Raw genomic sequence first — 15,863 nt, forward strand, 5'->3', positions numbered from 1 at the left:
TATACGGATATGATAATGAATATATTAAATAATGGTTTATTAAATGAAGTTGATTTACTCAATGTTTTTCAAAATAATAGATCAAAGAGGAATGAAATATTTTCATTGTTAATGAAACCTTATTGGTCATCTTTATACTCAAGGTGTATGTTTAGAATTAATGATCGCAGTAGTATTGATGATGTTTTTCAGGATGTTTTATTAAGAATTTATCAAGCACTACCAAAATATTGTCATCAAGGCGTTTTTAGGGCATGGATTTATACAATCGCAGATAATGTTTGTTATTCCTATTTAGAAAAAAAGATAAAATATAATAAAAATAATATTTCTATCGAGAATATTGAGCCTGTAAGTAATTATAATCAAGTCAATATCGAAGATAAAATTGATTTGGGTGTATTATTAGATGAATTATCTCACAGTGAACAAGAGATTATTGATTTACGATTTTTTCAAGATCTAACATTAATAGAAATTAGTGATATTTTGTGTATAACAATTAGTGCTTGTAAAATGCGTCTATATCGCGCGCTGAAGTTACTTCATGAAATACTATTTAGAAAAAAATGCCTTGTGGATTTGCAGCATTAAGGTGCTGAGTTCTTAAACTGTAAAGAGTGTGCTTTCCAAACCAGTGAACGCCTTTTTTATTCACTTTTTTGTTTTCATTCAGTTGGTTACGTTTTTTTTGCTAATATTTTATTACTCTCTCTATAATCCTCTCCATTTACTAACGTAAACAATGTAAATTGAATGCCAATAAGAACGATTATCAATTAAATTACTGCCATTCTAAGTAGGTAGCTAGTTTTTTTGACTATGGTGTTAAAGCAAAAAAATGTCCAGTTATGGGCTCGTCGTCTTCATATTTACATTTCCATGGCGTTGTTATTGATTGTTTTATTTTTTGCCATTACTGGCATCACTTTAAATCGTCCTGAGTTGTTTGTATCTGATACACCCAGTGTGGTAGAGCAAAAAATTACCATACCTACTTCATTACTTTCGTCTGAGCAAGGTCAGTTCGTACCTAACAAATCGGCTTTGATCAGCTATCTCTCTAAACATACCGATGTACGTGGTACGGCTTCTGGTATTGAGATCTTTACAGATCTTGAGGGTGACGAATTAGTCGAAGGCGAGATCTCATTAGATTACAAAGGCCCTGGTTATAACGCTGTGGTCTTTATTGATATGACAACCGCACAAGCGAATATCGAAATCACCAATTATGGTGTTATTGCGCTACTTAACGATCTTCATAAAGGTCGTAATAGTGGTGAGGTTTGGAAGTGGTTTATTGATATTACTGCGGTTTTGATGATCTGTTTTGTGTTAACGGGTGTGTGTTTGCTACTACCGAAAAAGAAAACACTTAATACATCAATGAAGTGGATGAGTTTCGGCTCAGTTATTACAGCCATTATCTACATTGTATTTGTTCCTTAATATTTAGCAGGTTAACGATGACCATTAAAAATAAATTAAAAAAGACCGTACTGGCAACGTTACTGCTGGCACCTTTATCAACGGTATGGGCGGCACCTTTGCCAGAAACCGCTCAGCTAGATGTTGAACTAAGTTTACCCAAAATTGAAACCTCAATGTACGCCCGTCCTTATGTCGCGGTGTGGATTGAAAACAGTGAACGTAAACCCGTAAGAACGATGCAGCTTTGGGTCGGTAAAGACGAATGGCTGAAAGATTTACGTAGCTGGTGGCGCAAAGTGGGTCGTTATGACCGAGAACTTGTTGATGCTGTTACATCTGCCACACGTCCGGTGGGTGAATACCGTTTTTCATGGGATGGCTTAGATGATAAAGACAACCGTGTAGAACAAGGGGATTATACCTTTTACGTTGAAGTGGTACGTGAACATGGCGGACGTAACTATTTACGACAGAAATTAACGCTCGGCGAAAGTGCTGTTAGCCATGTTTTAGCACCAACACAAGAAACTGGCACTATCAAGATTAACTACAAACTCTAAGTGAATTGTCATCATGAATAATAAATTAAAAGCACTATCTTTAGCATGCCTAGTGACAGCGGGATTAGGTGTGGCATCTGTCGCTCAAGCACACCCACGTTGGGTATTACCTTCACATTTCACTGTTTCCAAAGAGGGCGGTGATTGGCTGTCATTTGATGTTACAGCGTCACACGGAACATTTGTTTATGATAAGCCAGCAAGCATTGAAACGACACAAGTTGTTATGCCTGATGGTCGTATTACTTACCCTAATTTCACCATTCGTGGTAAACGTCGTGCGATTTTTGATTTCTTTTTTGAAGAAGAAGGTACTCATAAAGTACAAATTAATCAGACACCTAGATACTACACGTTCTACAAAGCTGGACGTCGTGATACTGAAAAACGTATGGAAGCGAATAAAGCGGATCGTATGACAATACTCCCAGAAAAATCACGTGACGTTGTCACTCAGGTGAGTTATACCCGTGCAGAAAGTTATGTGACTGTTGGGAAACCATCAACTAAAGCGATGGAACTGACAGGTAAATATCTTGAAATGGTACCTGTTACACACCCATCTGACATTGTTGAGGGCGAACCAGTAACCTTCCAATTTTTCTTTAATGGTAAACCGCAAGCAGGAGTAACGGCGGACATTACACGTGAAGGAACACTATACCGTAATCACCAAGAGCAAATTGATGTAGTAAGTGATAAAGACGGCAAGATCACCTTCACTCCAGAAGTGGCGGGGCGTTACCTAATGAAATCGAATTATAAAGGTATGGTTGAAAACGATCCTATGTACGACCGTGCAAACGTCAATGTTCACTTAACTTTTGAAACCTTACTTCAGTAATACTACTTCTGGTTAAGGCGTGAATTTATCACGCCTTGATCTATGCATTCTTTAAGCCTGTGTTTGGGCTTGTTTGAGGTTTTTATGACAATGAAATCATCCATTATTGCGGCATCTTTGCTTTGCGTAGGAACATTTTCAACGCCAGCATTTGCTCATTTTCCACTAATGAGTTGTTGGTTTGAAGCCGATAAAGTGTTGTGTGAAGCTGGTTATAGTGATGGCAGTACCGCGGTGGAGTACAACGTTGATATGTTTGATTACGACGATAACTTAATTGCGAAAGGCATGACAGATAAACGCTCGATTGCAGAGTTCACCATGCCTGATACTGACTTTTATTTGGTTTTTGATGCTGGGCATGAGAACCCTGTTGAAGTCGATGTTGTTGAGATAAAAGAAAAATGATCCGTCAAACTGTTCGCTCTGATAATGGAGATCGAGAAGGTAAGTGGGTCGCATTATGTATTGGATTAATCTTGTTGGTGTCTTTTGTTTTACTCCCTTATCACCAAACTAAGCAGCCAAAATCGGCACTGCTTTCGCATCAAGTTTCAATTACTGATTTAGCCGCTGAAGAGATCGCTATGATTGCGGAATTACGGCTTGCTCATGAAGAAATCCGTAACTTATATCAAGATAGCCAGTTAAGTTCTGCTATTGGTCAGTGGCCACAAATATCTGAGCTTCAAGAGTTTTGGATTGCTCCTTTTGTGACAGATAAAAGTTGGGAGCGAAAAGGTCGTCATCAGTGGACATTGATAACTGATGCTATCTATCAAGGTGTGAGAACCGATGATAAAGGTTCGATGTCGGTAGTGCTTAATAGTGATTCAGCGTTTCCCGATATTTGGCTCGCGATGAACGATAATGTGACCTTACTTGATGCCAATACATTACGCGATTTTGATGGAAAACAATTAATTAATAATGGTTGGACACAAATTGTGTTTAACGATTCTCCTAATAATAACGAATCACACAATCACTAATAACGGCGCTTTGGTTTTATTGCCGTTAATCTTTACTGTACCGAGATTTAGATAACAATGAATAAACTAATAAAATCTAGCCTTACTGCCATAGCATTGCTTATGAGTATGAATAGCTTTGCTGCTGATAAAAAGACCATTGGTATTACTCTACAGCCTTATTACAGTTATGTAAAAGCAGTTGTTGGCGATAAAGCAGAAATTTTGCCATTGGTTGATGCAGGTTTTAATCCCCATAATTATTTACCTCAACCTAACGATCTTAAACGTCTAAAAGAGATGGATATCATTGTGGTTAATGGTATTGGTCACGATGATTTTGCGTTGAAAGTTATTCAAGCAGCAGATCGTGATGATTTGATTGTTATTGAAGCTAATAATGATGTTCCACTGTTGCCTGCGATGGGGCAGTCGGTTGGTAATGGCGCTGTGAACCCCCATACGTTTGTTGGATTATCTACCACGATTCAGAAGGTTTATACCATTGCTAATGAGTTGGCGAAAATTGATCCTGACAATTCCGCTGAATATCGAAAAAATGCCCGCGATTATGCCAAACAATTTCGTTTAATGAAGCGTGATGCAATGCTTACGCTGGGGGATTTAGATACAGCGGGAATGAAAGTTGCGACTACGCACAATGCGTATGGTTACTTATTGCAAGAGTTTGGTGTTGATGTTGCTGCCGTGATTGAACCTGCTCATGGTGTAGAACCAAGTGCAAGCCAACTACAAGAAACCATTGAGAAAATTAAACAATCAGGAATTGATGTTTTGTTTTACGAGTTAAACATGCCTAACCGTTATGTCGATACCATTGAAAAGGCAACAGGTGTTCAGTTATACCGTTTTTCTCACATGACACACGGTGAGTACGATGGTAAGAAAGTTGAGCTTGAGATGAAAGAAAATCTTGCCACATTGGTTGAAGCGATAAAGTTTGCTGCAAATAAGGATCAAGCATGATCATCGGTCCTAGCATTCAGTTAGCTAACGTTAACCTACAATACGGCCCTAATCAGATTTTATCTGAAATCACTCATCAATTTGACGGTGGGCAATGCCATGTGGTGATGGGACCTAATGGTGGTGGTAAAACTTCACTTCTACGTTCTATTTTAGGTTTAACACCGTTTCGTGGCCAGATTGATATTTTATGGGATGAGTCAGTTAATAACGGTAAAGCCGGTACGATTGGTTATGTGCCACAAAAAGCAATGTTCGAACAAAGTTTGCCGTTAACAGTGATGGATTTTATATTATTAAATCAAACCCGTTCACCTTTATTTTGGCGTCAACGCCAGAAAGATAAACAAATAGCATTAACGCAACTTGATCGTGTCGGTATGGCTAATCGTGCAGATCGCCGTATGGGGCAATTATCTGGTGGTGAACAACAGCGCGTATTGTTTGCTCAAGCATTATTAGATAATCCCGATTTGCTGGTACTTGATGAGCCAACGACAGGTATGGATGAGCAGGGAGTGCGGTATTTAGAATCGCTTATCAATGAATTTGTTAACCAAGGTAAAACTGTCTTAGCGGTTCATCATGATGTGACAGCGGTTCGACGTTTAGAGGCGCAAGTTCATGTGGTTAATCGTGTGTTAGTCGATAGCGGTGATCATAGTCAAGTATTGGTACCAGAGAAGATTGAACGTTTGTTTAATCATTATTCACAGCCAGCAGTATCTGCGTCTAATCAATCAGAGGTGGCGTAATGGAACTATTAAGACATTGGGCACAACTCGGTGTTGATGCTGGTTGGTTAAGTGACAGTTTCTCTTATGCCTTTATGGTTAATGCAATCGTAGCGGCACTGTTGCTTGGGCCTCTTTTAGGTGGTTTAGGTACTTTAGTGATTGCTAAACGCTTAGCGTTCTTTTCTGAAGCTGTCGGCCACGCCGCTCTAACGGGTATTGCCTTAGGTGTATTGTTAGGCGAGCCACCAGAAAATCCATTCATTGGTTTATTTAGCTTCTGCATGATTTTTGCTTTATTGCTGCATTTCGTTCGAAATCGAACTAATGTTCCTTACGACACATTAGTAGGTGTTTTCCTCGCGTTAGCATTAGCGGTTGGTGCTGCATTGTTGATGTATGTAGCACGTAAGATCAATATTCACATGTTAGAAAACGTCTTGTTTGGTTCAATCCTAACGGTAACAGATCAAGATTTGATTGTTCTTGCGATCAGTTGTGCCTTAATTGTACTGCTCTTAATACCGACGTTTAATCGGATTTTATTAACCTGTATTAGTCCTGATATTGCCCGAGTTCGTGGCTACAAAACCAATTTTTACGATTACCTATTTGTGATGATGATAACGCTGGTCACTATAGCATCTGTGAAAATTGTTGGGGCAGTGTTGGTTGGTGCGTTGCTATTGATCCCTGGCGCAACGGCGCGGTTATTAACCAAGAATATGGGCAGTTTTGTTTTATTGTCGGCTCTACTAGCCACAATAAGTTGTGTTATTGGTACGGTATTGCCGATGGAATTAAAACTTCCAGTCCCATCAGGCGCTGCGATTATTATTGTTTCTGCTATCTTTTTCATGTCAGCAACGATGTACCGCATTATTCGTAAAAGTTAATCAGGAAACCACATGTTTTTGTTGAATAAATTTTCTACCTCCATGCGCAAAACGCAAACTGTTTTATTCGGTGCCTGTTTAAGTGCTGCCGTTTTAATGCCAACAAGTGTTGCTTACGCCAAAGACATTTTAACAGCAACGCCTGTGACTTATATGTTAGCGACAGAGTTGACCAAAGAGACAGGGATCACGACAGAGTATTTGCCTCCTAAACGCTACGGTGTAACGCGTTTACCTAACTGGTTTTCAACCAAAGGGGCTTATGTAGCTTCAAATGCTAGTAAAACAGCAAAAGCAGCGATTACGTTAGGAGCAATTTGGCCGAATGATCCGCTCTTTGTTCATGCTCGTGAGGGCAATATAAATATTGTTGAAATCGACGCATCTCAAGCCATTTCGCCTCGCGCACAAGGTGTAGCGGCATTGCGCTTATCCGATGGTACTACGTCGTTATATGCGTGGTTAAACCCGACTAACTTAACACGCATGGCAGCAATTGTAAGCGATGATCTCCAGCGTGTATGGCCTGAAAAAGCCCAGCAAATAGAAAAGAATCAACAAGCTTTAATGATAGATGTTCGTAAACTGATTAATCGTCAACAAGACACTCTTATGCAAGCAGATGTTAATGCTGTTGTCTTACTCTCTGCAGAGCTAGAGGATTTTGCATCTGGTAATCAGCTATTTGTTGTTGAGCGTATGACGAAGCCAGAATTGGAATGGACAGATGCTGATAAAGCGCAATTAAGCCGATTATTAAAAGACGATCCTTCATTAACTATTCTTACAACTAAAGCGTTAAGTCAGAATATGAAAGCATTCGTTTCTGCAGATACTAAAGTTATCGTGATTGATAGCCTTGATCGTTGGGGACGTGATGGAATTGATACCAAACAGCCGCTAAAGCGTTGGGAAGTAAAAATTTAAACTAGGATATTATCGCTATGTATTCATTGATTTGTAAATAAAGTGTAGCGAAAAACTGCAACACTTAAATAGTCTAAGCGTCCACTGCTTATGACGTAGTTGCTACCTATTAATTCTGTTTATACGAGAATTTAAGTAGCACTGCTTTGCCCGGCTTAGTGCTGGGCTTTTTTCATTGGCTAGAATGTGAAAAGCAAAGACAATACACCTAACCCAATAAGTAATGTGCCAGAAATTATGTCGTTATATTTTCCAATTACTTTACCAATCACATGATCGCCTAAATTATTACCCGCATAGGTTAATCCAACACCTGTAATGAAAGTTAATGTTACAACTAACATGATATTTAACTGAGTAATACTACCCAGAATACCTACTCCAATATTATTAATTGAAAGTAAGAAACCTAAAATAATCGCACCTTTGATACTTAAATCACGGTGTTTTTCTTGTGCTATTTGTTGTTTTTTAAATAAATCTGAACCAATAAACCAAGCCCCCATTAGAATAAAAATGACAGAACCTAATTCATTTGAGAATTTGTGGGGAACAAGGTGAGTGATCAGTTGACCAAACAGCATGGATAAATAGGTGACGAAAGTGGTAATAAATGAAATGATGATATTCGATGAAAGAGGAATATCTTCATTTTTAACGCCGTATGTTAAACCCATGACAAAGTTATCGAGGTTAGAGGACAGGGTAAATAATAATGCGAGAAGGAAAGACATGAACTCTCATTCCATAAAGCATTCTTTATATTCTTTTACTGTGAGAACTACGATCAATATGTGTGAGTAGTTATTTTTCAGATATGGCGTTTTGCACGCTGAAATCTACTTTCAGCGTACAAATTTAAAGGAGTCCAGCTAAACGAGCTTTAAGAAAAGCAGACAGGGTTTTGTTATCTTTAATTTCATTTTTTGCGATTTTTTGTTCGAGCTCAGTTACCGAAAGGGTAACAACTTCGATAATCTCATCATCATCAAGCTGACCAATTGTTGGAGATAGATCCGTTGCAACGAAAAGGTGTTGGATCTCATCACAAAAGCTTGGTACTGGTAGTAATTCGCCTAATGATTGCCAACTTTCTGCTTTTAAATTGGTTTCTTCAGCAAGTTCTCTTTTCGCACAAAGAAAAATATCTTCATCAGATTCTAATGTTCCAGCTGGGAATTCTAATATCCATTGTTTAATTGCAGGACGATATTGGTTCACTAAGACAAGATGCCCTTGGTTATTAATAGGAATAATGACCACAGCCCCTGGATGCTTAATTGAAGTGAATGTTACTTGTTTATTATTCGGCAGAACGTGCTCTTGTTCTTCAACTGAAAAACATTTCCATTGGTACATTATTTTTGAAGACATGCTTTAGCACCTTTATTCATTGGTTGCTATTTGATTATATCCCCAACGTTTCGCACGCATCAATGCACTCTCAGCTTTAATGTAGTCATATCTAAAATCTTGATATTCAACGGTGGTTATACCGACACTGATCGTCATATTTATTTTATGTCCAGATTCTAACTCTAAAGTCCATTTAGCGACTTCATTACGTAAAGCAATGGCTATAAATTCCGCTTTTTGGAGATCAGCATTAGGTATAAGAATACAAAATTCTTGGCAACTTAATCGTGCAATTTGAACATCAGCATCGCAAGTCTCTTTCATGCATTTTGCTAACATCATAATGGCTTTATCTCCCACATCGAGTCCGTATCGATCGTTAATGTCGCGAAGGTTATCGATATCAATCAGTAGCATTGAAATATCACGACGATAGCGTTTGCAACGAGATGACTCATTAAGATAAAGAGGGATAAACCCTTCACGGCTTAGAAGTCCAGTTAAATAGTCATGGGTTGTGGTACGTTTAACTTGCATAATGGCATCATAGCGATGACGAGAAAGCAAAAATGCCATCACAAAAATAATCGAATAAGTACTGATGTTTTGTAATGCCGATGATATTTGTAAATGTTTGCTGGCAATTTCAGAAATACTCAGAACGATATAGATAAAACCAAATAGACTGCTATACCATGCTGCTGTTTTGATCCTTAAAGCGAAAAAACACAACAGAGGAATGGTTAATCCAATAGTGTTACTGATGTGGCGTGCGCCTTCAAAATAAAACCCACTAGTACAGACTAAGGTTGTTGCAATCAAGAATATCCAGAATAAGGTTTTCGCTGAAAAAATAGAGCGGTTGAGGATAGCAAGGCTATAACAAAGGAACATGCCAATGATACCGACAAGGGTAAAATAAAACTCAGCATTAGAAACAAAATAAGTAAAAGCAATGACACCACAAATAGCGCCAGAAAAGGGGAAAAGTAATGCGAGCTGTTTTTTAAGTGTTTTTTCGCTAAGTTCGATATAAGCAAAATTGGTGGGATGAAGCTGATTGCTTTTGATTAATGTCGTCATAAGTTGGAAACGCCTTCGCACAGAATTAAAGAATACAGCATGTTGTGCACTGTGCGAGAATAGCAGTGTTTCACTCTATGTCTAATTTTTTTTGAAAATTAATGTAACGAGCTTTATCAATAACCAATAAGCATGGATAACAAGGGTGTATTTTGTCTAACTTGTTAATAACGTTACTATCTAGTGATATTAAGGGAAGAATGTGTCCTCCCTCTTATTTACTATTACTCACTGATTTATTGTTGTAAAAAGTTATTAATTACTTCAGAAGTGAGTTCTGGTTGCTCATTAGTCACACCGTGTGCGGTATTTGGGATAACCACTATAGGTGCTTGAGTATATTTGCTCAGTTTGATGCCATTAGATAATGGAAATATCTTATCTTTTTCACCCCAAATGAGCATGAGTTTCGGCAAATGAGTAGGATCGAATTGCTGGATGCGATCACGATCTAATGGCAGCGTTTGGATCAAACTTGTACGTTCTGGCTTCCATTGTGAAAAATAGCCCTGATAGATTTGCTCTGCAACAAAATCCGGCATTGGTTTTTTCTTCACAAAAACATTGTCGTATAAACGGCGAATACCGTCAGCGCCACTCGGTACAAATAACGCTTCTGGTGTATTCACATTGGCGCGTTTAACTAAATCAGCTAAGTCGTTATCGCTAAAAAGCGGACCTGGGCTAGCAATTATAATTGCTTTATTTATCCGTTCAGGTGTAGTCATCATATCGTAAGTAACAAAACCACCGTATGAGATACCAGCAACATTGATTTTTTGTAGTTTTAAGTGATCAACAAGTTGCCATATTGCTTGAGTTTGAGTCGCTAAACGAGCTTCTGCTTTGCTTTGTGATTCACCAAACCACAGTAAATCAGGTGCGATAACACGATAATGTTTGCTTAATTCAAGCATTTCAGCTTTCCATGTTGCCGCTGCTGTACCGCCAAAACCGTGTAATAATAATAAAGGTTCACCTTGTCCACCTTCCCAGTAACTCAGCGTTCCGCCTTCTTTTAATGCAAGGGAATGTTTAGTAAAACCATCATCATGCAGCACGGTTTTATCATGATCGGTTTTCCATTGAACCACTTCACAGCCATTAAGAAGAGGAAGTAGGCTGCATACCATCATAGTTATAGGTAATAAACGTTTCATAATGACTCGATAGTTAAAAAAGCACCGCATAATAATACAGTGTTTTATAATATAGCTGCAAGTAATTAAAATCGAAGTTATTGTTTGTAATTGTAAACATAAATAATAACGATTAAGTGCGTTCGATGGTAATATTAAGCATAACTGACTTGAAACTATGATGATGAATCACGATAATCATCCTCAACTGATTGACTATCCATTTAATATAAAAGCTTAATATCTATTTGTATGAATGTGATAGCCTCTATTTTAAGGATTAGGAGACACTATGCGTGTTTTAGTTACTGGTGGCATGGGCTATATCGGCAGCCATACTTGTGTACAAATGATTGAAGCTGGTATGACACCAATTATTGTCGATAATTTGTATAACAGTAAAGAAACAGTATTGGGTCGTATTGAAAACCTTACTGGCGTTAAACCTGCTTTTTATCACGGTGATATTCGCGATCGTGCTTTTTTAGATAAAGTTTTCGCTGAAAATGAAATCGATGCTGTTATCCATTTTGCTGGTTTAAAAGCAGTGGGTGAGTCAGTAGAAAAGCCTCTTGAATACTACGATAATAATGTTCATGGCACATTAGTGCTTGTTGAAGCTATGCGTGCTGCTGCTGTGAATGCATTGATCTTTAGTTCATCAGCAACGGTTTATGGTGATCCTGCCTCTGTGCCAATCACAGAAGATTTTCCAACCAGTGCTACTAACCCATATGGTCGTAGCAAGTTAATGGTTGAAGAATGCTTAGCTGATATTCAACACGCTCATCCAGAAATGAGTATTACGTTATTGCGCTACTTTAATCCTGTTGGTTCGCATAAATCAGGCACAATGGGTGAAGATCCACAAGGTATCCCGAATAACTTGATGCCATTTATTTCTCAAGTTGCAGTTGGTCGACGTGAATTCCTATCTGTGTTTGGTAATGACTATCCAACGATTGATGGCACTGGTGTTCGTGATTACATTCATGTCGTTGATCTTGCTGATGGTCACTTAGCAGCACTGAACCATAAAGGCACTGAAGCCGGGTTACATATCTATAACCTAGGGACAGGTAACGGTAACAGCGTACTGCAAATGGTTGATGCATTCTCAAAAGCATCAGGTGTTGAAGTAGCGTACCGTATTGCACCGCGTCGTCCAGGTGATATTGCTGAATGCTGGGCAGATCCTGCAAAAGCAAAAGCAGAGTTGCATTGGGAAGCGAAATTAACCTTAGATGATATGACGCAAGATACTTGGCGCTGGCAGTCGACTAACCCAAATGGTTATCCAGACGCGGAATAATTAGCGTTAAGAGTGAATTACAAATAATCAAAAGGCGCTCACTTTATACTGAAGTGAGCGCCTTTTTGATATGAGTAGTTAACCGCAGAGTTTTAATTTTCGGTTTGCTTATAGGTTTTAAAAATAAAGAATAAGATCAAACTAAACACGGCACCCAAGGTATCAGCTAACATGTCTTTCTGAGCGTCCCAAATATCTCCTTGAGAGCCTAAGAATTCAATGCCTGCTTCACCGCCAGCACTTGCAGCGTACCACCATTCAACTATCTCATAGCCAGCAGCAACCGCCATGACAGCAAATAAACCAAATAAACCAGCAATAAGCGGCTTACAATGGTTTTTTCTCACTAAATATTCAGCAACAGGGAAAGCATAAAAGCCAATCGAAAAGTGGGCAAGGCGATCAAAGTTATTACGTTGGGAACCAATTAAATCATTAAACCAATCAAATGGGACATTCGCAAAGGTATAGTGAGCGCCGATATTGTGTAGTACTAACCATACAGCCATTAAAGCGTAAGCAAGGTTACTAAAGCGATAGTAACGGAAAGTGAAAATGAGTGCTCCAAAAATAATGATCAGTGGAATGGCTTCTGCTATCCATACTTCTCTAAAAGCAGGGTTTATTCCTAAAATGATGAAAAAGAGGGTATAGGAAACGGCTAACCATAATGGGAATTTATTTTCTGACATCATACATCCTTATTGAATAAATCTTCGCTAGATTAGACTAAATGCTCATTTCTTTCCAATTCGTTTTTATCTACCACCTTATAAGAAAATGAAAAAGGTAAATATGCTTTCTTAATCAGAACTTGTGTTATAATCCACGGCTAATGTTTTTCACGTTATTGTGATATTCATCATAGTTAACTGTAAACTCTATCCAAAGAGTTGTTTTTACCGGAGCGTCATTTTGCATTTTAAAGATCTTGGATTAGACCCACGCCTACTGAAAAAAATCAATCATTTGGCGTTTGATCGAGCAACCGAAATTCAGCAAACAGCAATTCCTGTTGCTATCGCAGGCAAAGATATCTTAGCCTCATCGAAAACGGGTTCCGGTAAAACATTGGCGTTTTTGCTTCCTGCAATGCAACGTATGTATCGTAGTAAGCCGTTTACACGCCGTGATCCTCGTGTATTGATCCTGACGCCAACACGTGAATTGGCTAAACAGGTTTTTGCTCAATTACGGACGTTAAATGCAGGTACACCTTATGACGGTACCTTGATTGTTGGTGGTGAAAACTTTAATGATCAAGTTAAAGCACTACGTAATGACCCTATGTTTGTTGTTGCAACACCGGGTCGCTTAGCTGATCACCTAGAGCACCGTAGTACGCACCTTGATGGTTTAGAAATGCTAATCCTTGATGAAGCTGACCGTATGCTTGATTTAGGTTTTGAGGCACAACTTCGTCGTATTAACGAAGCGGCTAACCACCGTCGTCGTCAAACGTTAATGTTCTCTGCAACGCTAGACCATTCAGATGTAGTTGAAATTGCATCCGAAATGCTTGATAACCCTAAGCGTATTTCGATTGGTCACTCAGCGGAAGAACATAAAGATATTACTCAACGTTTTATTCTTTGTGATCATTTAGATCATAAACAAGCGTTACTGGATAAAATCTTAGAAACCCAAGATTACAAACAAGTTATCATCTTTACTGCAACCCGTGCTGATACTGATCGTTTAACCGCTGAACTAAACGAGCGTAAGCTAAAAGCCGTTGCACTAAGTGGCAGCTTAAACCAGAACCAGCGTAATAGCATCATGAGCCAGTTTGAGCGCACATGTCATAAGATCCTTGTTACAACGGATATTGCTTCTCGTGGTTTAGATATTGATAACGTATCACTGGTTATTAACTTCGATATGCCTAAACACGCGGAAGAATATGTCCACCGTGTAGGTCGTACAGGTCGTGCGGGTAACAAAGGTGATGCTATATCTCTGGTTGGCCCTAAGGACTGGAAGAGCTTTAAAAACGTTGAAGCATTCTTAAAGCAGAAGATTGAATTTACCACTATCGAAGGGTTAGAAGGTAAGTTTAAAGGTTTGAAACCTGCGCCTAAGAAGAAGTTTATCAAGAAGAAGCCAACAGGCGATAAAGTGGTTGCTAAGAAGCAACAAGCTCCACGTGCCAAGAAGAAAGTGGATAAACGTTTTTACGAAAACCAAGCGGTGGGTAACGACGTATTTATGCCGAAGAAAAAGCGCAATACAGACGTGAGTAAAGACGGCGAATAAGCTCTCTGTCTAATCACTGCAAAAAAGCCAGAGTATGACTCTGGTTTTTTTATGTCTGTTTAAAATAGAATCGATAAAAAAACCAGCACTAAGGCTGGTTTTTTATTGCGTAATCAAAGAGTGATTAACGTAGTTGGTATACCTGACCTTCTTTGTCAGCTTTTACCGTAGCAAAGCTTAATGGGAATGGACCTTGTGCTCGAACAGATGCTGGTAGACTTTGAATAGCTTGGCGAGCTTCATCTTTAGTTGCAAAGTTACCATAAATGACAGCATACCAGTTACGACCATCTACACGTTTCCAGTTAACCCAGATAGGTTCATTACCTGTAATTGGTTGTAGGTAACCACGTAAATTACGCTCTTCACTTAGTGCTAATATTTGTACTGTGTAACGAGAAGGGGAAATATCACCAAATGCTTGGTCGTTAGTCATTGATGTTTCGTCTTCAAGATGCGCATTATTGTTGTCGATATAATCGCTATCAATCACTGGCGGTGGTGTAACTGTTGTTTCAGGAACGACAGTATCAGCTGGCTTTTCACACTGAAAATTAGCACCATCAATTTTTGATGGCATAAGGTAACCTGAATCGCATGGGCTGTCAGAAGATGCACAACCAGATAAAGCTAATAGGCCTAAAAGAGTAACTGCCTTACGAGTCAGCAACGTCATACGTGTCTCCATAATCTTTGAGAGTAGATACTATATCGAGGAAAGCCTAGGAGTAGGTGTCAATATTCAGTATCAAATTTTGTTTGTTCATTGTATCTAACAAAAGCATATTCTCCGCATTAAAATAGTATAAAAAACGCTGTTTGATGGTTTTTCATTCGATTAAAATACTGATTTATTAGTTTTTAATATGTTTCATTAACAATGGATTTTTGCAGTGAGAGAAAAGCAATAAAAAAGTGACCTTATAGTACTATTCGTATTAAACTGTATAAATGTACAGTTAGTGTTTGGCCTGTTTAATGACAGCATATCCGTATTTTATTGAATCAGTGGCGTGTGGTTTTCCATCTCCTGCTGATGGACATCAAGAGAGTTTAGATCTTGATGAGTATTTGATTCGCCACCCGAACGCTACTTTCTTTTTGCGTGCATCCGGTGAGTCCATGATTGGCGCTGGAATTTTTGATGGTGATTTGCTGGTGGTTGATCGAGCAGAAAAAGTAATTCCTGGGCGAATAGTTATTGCACGTATATATGATGAATTTACCTGTAAACGTTTAGTTCGTATAAATGATGCTTGGTGGTTAAAAGCAGAAAATCCAGCCATGAAATCATTTCCTCTACCTCAAGATGCTGAAATTTTTGGTGTCGTGACCCGTAATATTCACAACTTACTTTAATGCTG

At 38.6% G+C, this 15,863-nt stretch carries 19 protein-coding genes; 13 read left to right on the top strand and 6 right to left on the bottom strand.

All coding sequences use genetic code 11. From position 1 onward, the window contains the following. The first annotated feature begins 15 nt into the window (after positions 1–15). The 10 genes from CTN01_RS13585 to CTN01_RS13630 all read left to right on the top strand — a co-directional run bounded on the left by CTN01_RS13585 (position 16) and on the right by CTN01_RS13630 (position 7,353). Positions 16–594, top strand: coding sequence for an RNA polymerase sigma factor (locus CTN01_RS13585; protein ID WP_107342172.1), 579 nt, complete (start codon positions 16–18; stop codon positions 592–594). A gap of 228 nt (positions 595–822) precedes the next feature. Next, positions 823–1,452, top strand: coding sequence for a PepSY-associated TM helix domain-containing protein (locus CTN01_RS13590; RefSeq protein WP_045148854.1), 630 nt, complete (start codon positions 823–825; stop codon positions 1,450–1,452). A gap of 17 nt (positions 1,453–1,469) precedes the next feature. Continuing rightward, positions 1,470–1,994: a DUF2271 domain-containing protein gene (locus tag CTN01_RS13595; RefSeq protein WP_045148855.1), complete on the top strand. Its 525-nt coding sequence runs from the start codon at positions 1,470–1,472 to the stop codon at positions 1,992–1,994. A gap of 13 nt (positions 1,995–2,007) precedes the next feature. Continuing rightward, on the top strand, positions 2,008–2,838 hold the full coding sequence (locus tag CTN01_RS13600) for a DUF4198 domain-containing protein (RefSeq protein WP_045082037.1): 831 nt from the start codon (positions 2,008–2,010) through the stop codon (positions 2,836–2,838). Between the two features lie 90 nt (positions 2,839–2,928). Further along, a complete protein-coding gene (locus tag CTN01_RS13605) occupies positions 2,929–3,246 on the top strand; it encodes a hypothetical protein (RefSeq protein WP_045148952.1) in 318 nt (105 codons plus the stop codon). Further along, complete coding sequence (locus CTN01_RS13610) at positions 3,243–3,830, top strand: DUF6162 family protein (protein ID WP_045148856.1); 588 nt, start codon at positions 3,243–3,245, stop codon at positions 3,828–3,830. Before CTN01_RS13605 ends, CTN01_RS13610 begins: the two co-directional genes overlap by 4 nt. 57 nt (positions 3,831–3,887) lie before the next feature. Further along, entirely contained in the window at positions 3,888–4,796 is a 909-nt protein-coding gene (locus CTN01_RS13615) for a metal ABC transporter solute-binding protein, Zn/Mn family (protein ID WP_045148857.1), read from the top strand. Then, positions 4,793–5,551, top strand: coding sequence for a metal ABC transporter ATP-binding protein (locus CTN01_RS13620; RefSeq protein WP_080890287.1), 759 nt, complete (start codon positions 4,793–4,795; stop codon positions 5,549–5,551). The genes CTN01_RS13615 and CTN01_RS13620 overlap by 4 nt, the downstream gene beginning before the upstream one ends. Then, positions 5,551–6,426 carry a metal ABC transporter permease gene (locus CTN01_RS13625; RefSeq protein ID WP_045082039.1) on the top strand — a complete coding sequence of 292 codons (876 nt, stop codon included), beginning with the start codon at positions 5,551–5,553 and terminating at the stop codon, positions 6,424–6,426. The genes CTN01_RS13620 and CTN01_RS13625 overlap by 1 nt, the downstream gene beginning before the upstream one ends. A 12-nt stretch (positions 6,427–6,438) precedes the next feature. Continuing rightward, a complete protein-coding gene (locus tag CTN01_RS13630; protein WP_107188315.1) occupies positions 6,439–7,353 on the top strand; it encodes a metal ABC transporter solute-binding protein, Zn/Mn family in 915 nt (304 codons plus the stop codon). Between the two features lie 179 nt (positions 7,354–7,532). Here CTN01_RS13630 and CTN01_RS13635 read toward each other — a convergent pair whose 3' ends face one another. The 4 genes from CTN01_RS13635 to CTN01_RS13650 form a co-directional block, all read right to left on the bottom strand. After that, positions 7,533–8,087: a manganese efflux pump MntP gene (locus CTN01_RS13635; protein WP_045148859.1), complete on the bottom strand. Its 555-nt coding sequence runs from the start codon at positions 8,085–8,087 to the stop codon at positions 7,533–7,535. A 124-nt stretch (positions 8,088–8,211) separates the two neighbouring features. Next, entirely contained in the window at positions 8,212–8,727 is a 516-nt protein-coding gene (locus tag CTN01_RS13640; RefSeq protein WP_045148860.1) for an NUDIX hydrolase, read from the bottom strand. Between the two features lie 12 nt (positions 8,728–8,739). Further along, a complete protein-coding gene (locus CTN01_RS13645; protein ID WP_045148861.1) occupies positions 8,740–9,792 on the bottom strand; it encodes a GGDEF domain-containing protein in 1,053 nt (350 codons plus the stop codon). 236 nt (positions 9,793–10,028) lie between these two features. After that, a complete protein-coding gene (locus tag CTN01_RS13650) occupies positions 10,029–10,952 on the bottom strand; it encodes an alpha/beta fold hydrolase (protein WP_045148862.1) in 924 nt (307 codons plus the stop codon). Between the two features lie 271 nt (positions 10,953–11,223). Between CTN01_RS13650 and galE the strand changes: the two genes are divergently transcribed. Then, positions 11,224–12,243, top strand: a complete 1,020-nt coding sequence (gene galE / locus CTN01_RS13655; RefSeq protein ID WP_045148863.1) for a UDP-glucose 4-epimerase GalE — start codon at positions 11,224–11,226, stop codon at positions 12,241–12,243. 92 nt (positions 12,244–12,335) lie between these two features. On the opposite strand, the gene CTN01_RS13660 is transcribed toward galE, so the two are convergent. Then, positions 12,336–12,935 carry a DUF2238 domain-containing protein gene (locus tag CTN01_RS13660; protein WP_080896196.1) on the bottom strand — a complete coding sequence of 200 codons (600 nt, stop codon included), beginning with the start codon at positions 12,933–12,935 and terminating at the stop codon, positions 12,336–12,338. Between the two features lie 223 nt (positions 12,936–13,158). On the opposite strand from CTN01_RS13660, the gene CTN01_RS13665 reads away from it, so the two are divergent. Then, positions 13,159–14,499: a DEAD/DEAH box helicase gene (locus CTN01_RS13665; RefSeq protein ID WP_045082046.1), complete on the top strand. Its 1,341-nt coding sequence runs from the start codon at positions 13,159–13,161 to the stop codon at positions 14,497–14,499. Between the two features lie 124 nt (positions 14,500–14,623). Here CTN01_RS13665 and CTN01_RS13670 read toward each other — a convergent pair whose 3' ends face one another. Beyond that, complete coding sequence (locus tag CTN01_RS13670) at positions 14,624–15,175, bottom strand: SPOR domain-containing protein (RefSeq protein ID WP_045148866.1); 552 nt, start codon at positions 15,173–15,175, stop codon at positions 14,624–14,626. A 302-nt stretch (positions 15,176–15,477) separates the two neighbouring features. Here CTN01_RS13670 and CTN01_RS13675 point away from each other — a divergent pair, with 302 nt between their 5' ends. Next, positions 15,478–15,858: a LexA family protein gene (locus CTN01_RS13675; protein ID WP_045148868.1), complete on the top strand. Its 381-nt coding sequence runs from the start codon at positions 15,478–15,480 to the stop codon at positions 15,856–15,858. The last annotated feature ends 5 nt before the right edge of the window (positions 15,859–15,863 follow it).

Origin of the sequence: Photobacterium angustum, assembly GCF_003026365.1 — a bacterium.
Classification (GTDB): Bacteria; Pseudomonadota; Gammaproteobacteria; order Enterobacterales; family Vibrionaceae; genus Photobacterium; species Photobacterium angustum.

What these genes read in the sequence shown, in the direction of transcription:
- CTN01_RS13585 (WP_107342172.1), top strand. Translation starts at nt 16, where the DNA reads ATGAATATATTAAATAATGGTTTATTAAATGAAGTTGATTTACTCAAT.
- CTN01_RS13590 (WP_045148854.1), top strand. Translation starts at nt 823, where the DNA reads ATGGTGTTAAAGCAAAAAAATGTCCAGTTATGGGCTCGTCGTCTTCAT.
- CTN01_RS13595 (WP_045148855.1), top strand. Translation starts at nt 1,470, where the DNA reads ATGACCATTAAAAATAAATTAAAAAAGACCGTACTGGCAACGTTACTG.
- CTN01_RS13600 (WP_045082037.1), top strand. Translation starts at nt 2,008, where the DNA reads ATGAATAATAAATTAAAAGCACTATCTTTAGCATGCCTAGTGACAGCG.
- CTN01_RS13605 (WP_045148952.1), top strand. Translation starts at nt 2,929, where the DNA reads ATGAAATCATCCATTATTGCGGCATCTTTGCTTTGCGTAGGAACATTT.
- CTN01_RS13610 (WP_045148856.1), top strand. Translation starts at nt 3,243, where the DNA reads ATGATCCGTCAAACTGTTCGCTCTGATAATGGAGATCGAGAAGGTAAG.
- CTN01_RS13615 (WP_045148857.1), top strand. Translation starts at nt 3,888, where the DNA reads ATGAATAAACTAATAAAATCTAGCCTTACTGCCATAGCATTGCTTATG.
- CTN01_RS13620 (WP_080890287.1), top strand. Translation starts at nt 4,793, where the DNA reads ATGATCATCGGTCCTAGCATTCAGTTAGCTAACGTTAACCTACAATAC.
- CTN01_RS13625 (WP_045082039.1), top strand. Translation starts at nt 5,551, where the DNA reads ATGGAACTATTAAGACATTGGGCACAACTCGGTGTTGATGCTGGTTGG.
- CTN01_RS13630 (WP_107188315.1), top strand. Translation starts at nt 6,439, where the DNA reads ATGTTTTTGTTGAATAAATTTTCTACCTCCATGCGCAAAACGCAAACT.
- CTN01_RS13635 (WP_045148859.1), bottom strand. Translation starts at nt 8,087, where the DNA reads ATGTCTTTCCTTCTCGCATTATTATTTACCCTGTCCTCTAACCTCGAT.
- CTN01_RS13640 (WP_045148860.1), bottom strand. Translation starts at nt 8,727, where the DNA reads ATGTCTTCAAAAATAATGTACCAATGGAAATGTTTTTCAGTTGAAGAA.
- CTN01_RS13645 (WP_045148861.1), bottom strand. Translation starts at nt 9,792, where the DNA reads ATGACGACATTAATCAAAAGCAATCAGCTTCATCCCACCAATTTTGCT.
- CTN01_RS13650 (WP_045148862.1), bottom strand. Translation starts at nt 10,952, where the DNA reads ATGAAACGTTTATTACCTATAACTATGATGGTATGCAGCCTACTTCCT.
- galE (WP_045148863.1), top strand. Translation starts at nt 11,224, where the DNA reads ATGCGTGTTTTAGTTACTGGTGGCATGGGCTATATCGGCAGCCATACT.
- CTN01_RS13660 (WP_080896196.1), bottom strand. Translation starts at nt 12,935, where the DNA reads ATGTCAGAAAATAAATTCCCATTATGGTTAGCCGTTTCCTATACCCTC.
- CTN01_RS13670 (WP_045148866.1), bottom strand. Translation starts at nt 15,175, where the DNA reads ATGACGTTGCTGACTCGTAAGGCAGTTACTCTTTTAGGCCTATTAGCT.
- CTN01_RS13675 (WP_045148868.1), top strand. Translation starts at nt 15,478, where the DNA reads ATGACAGCATATCCGTATTTTATTGAATCAGTGGCGTGTGGTTTTCCA.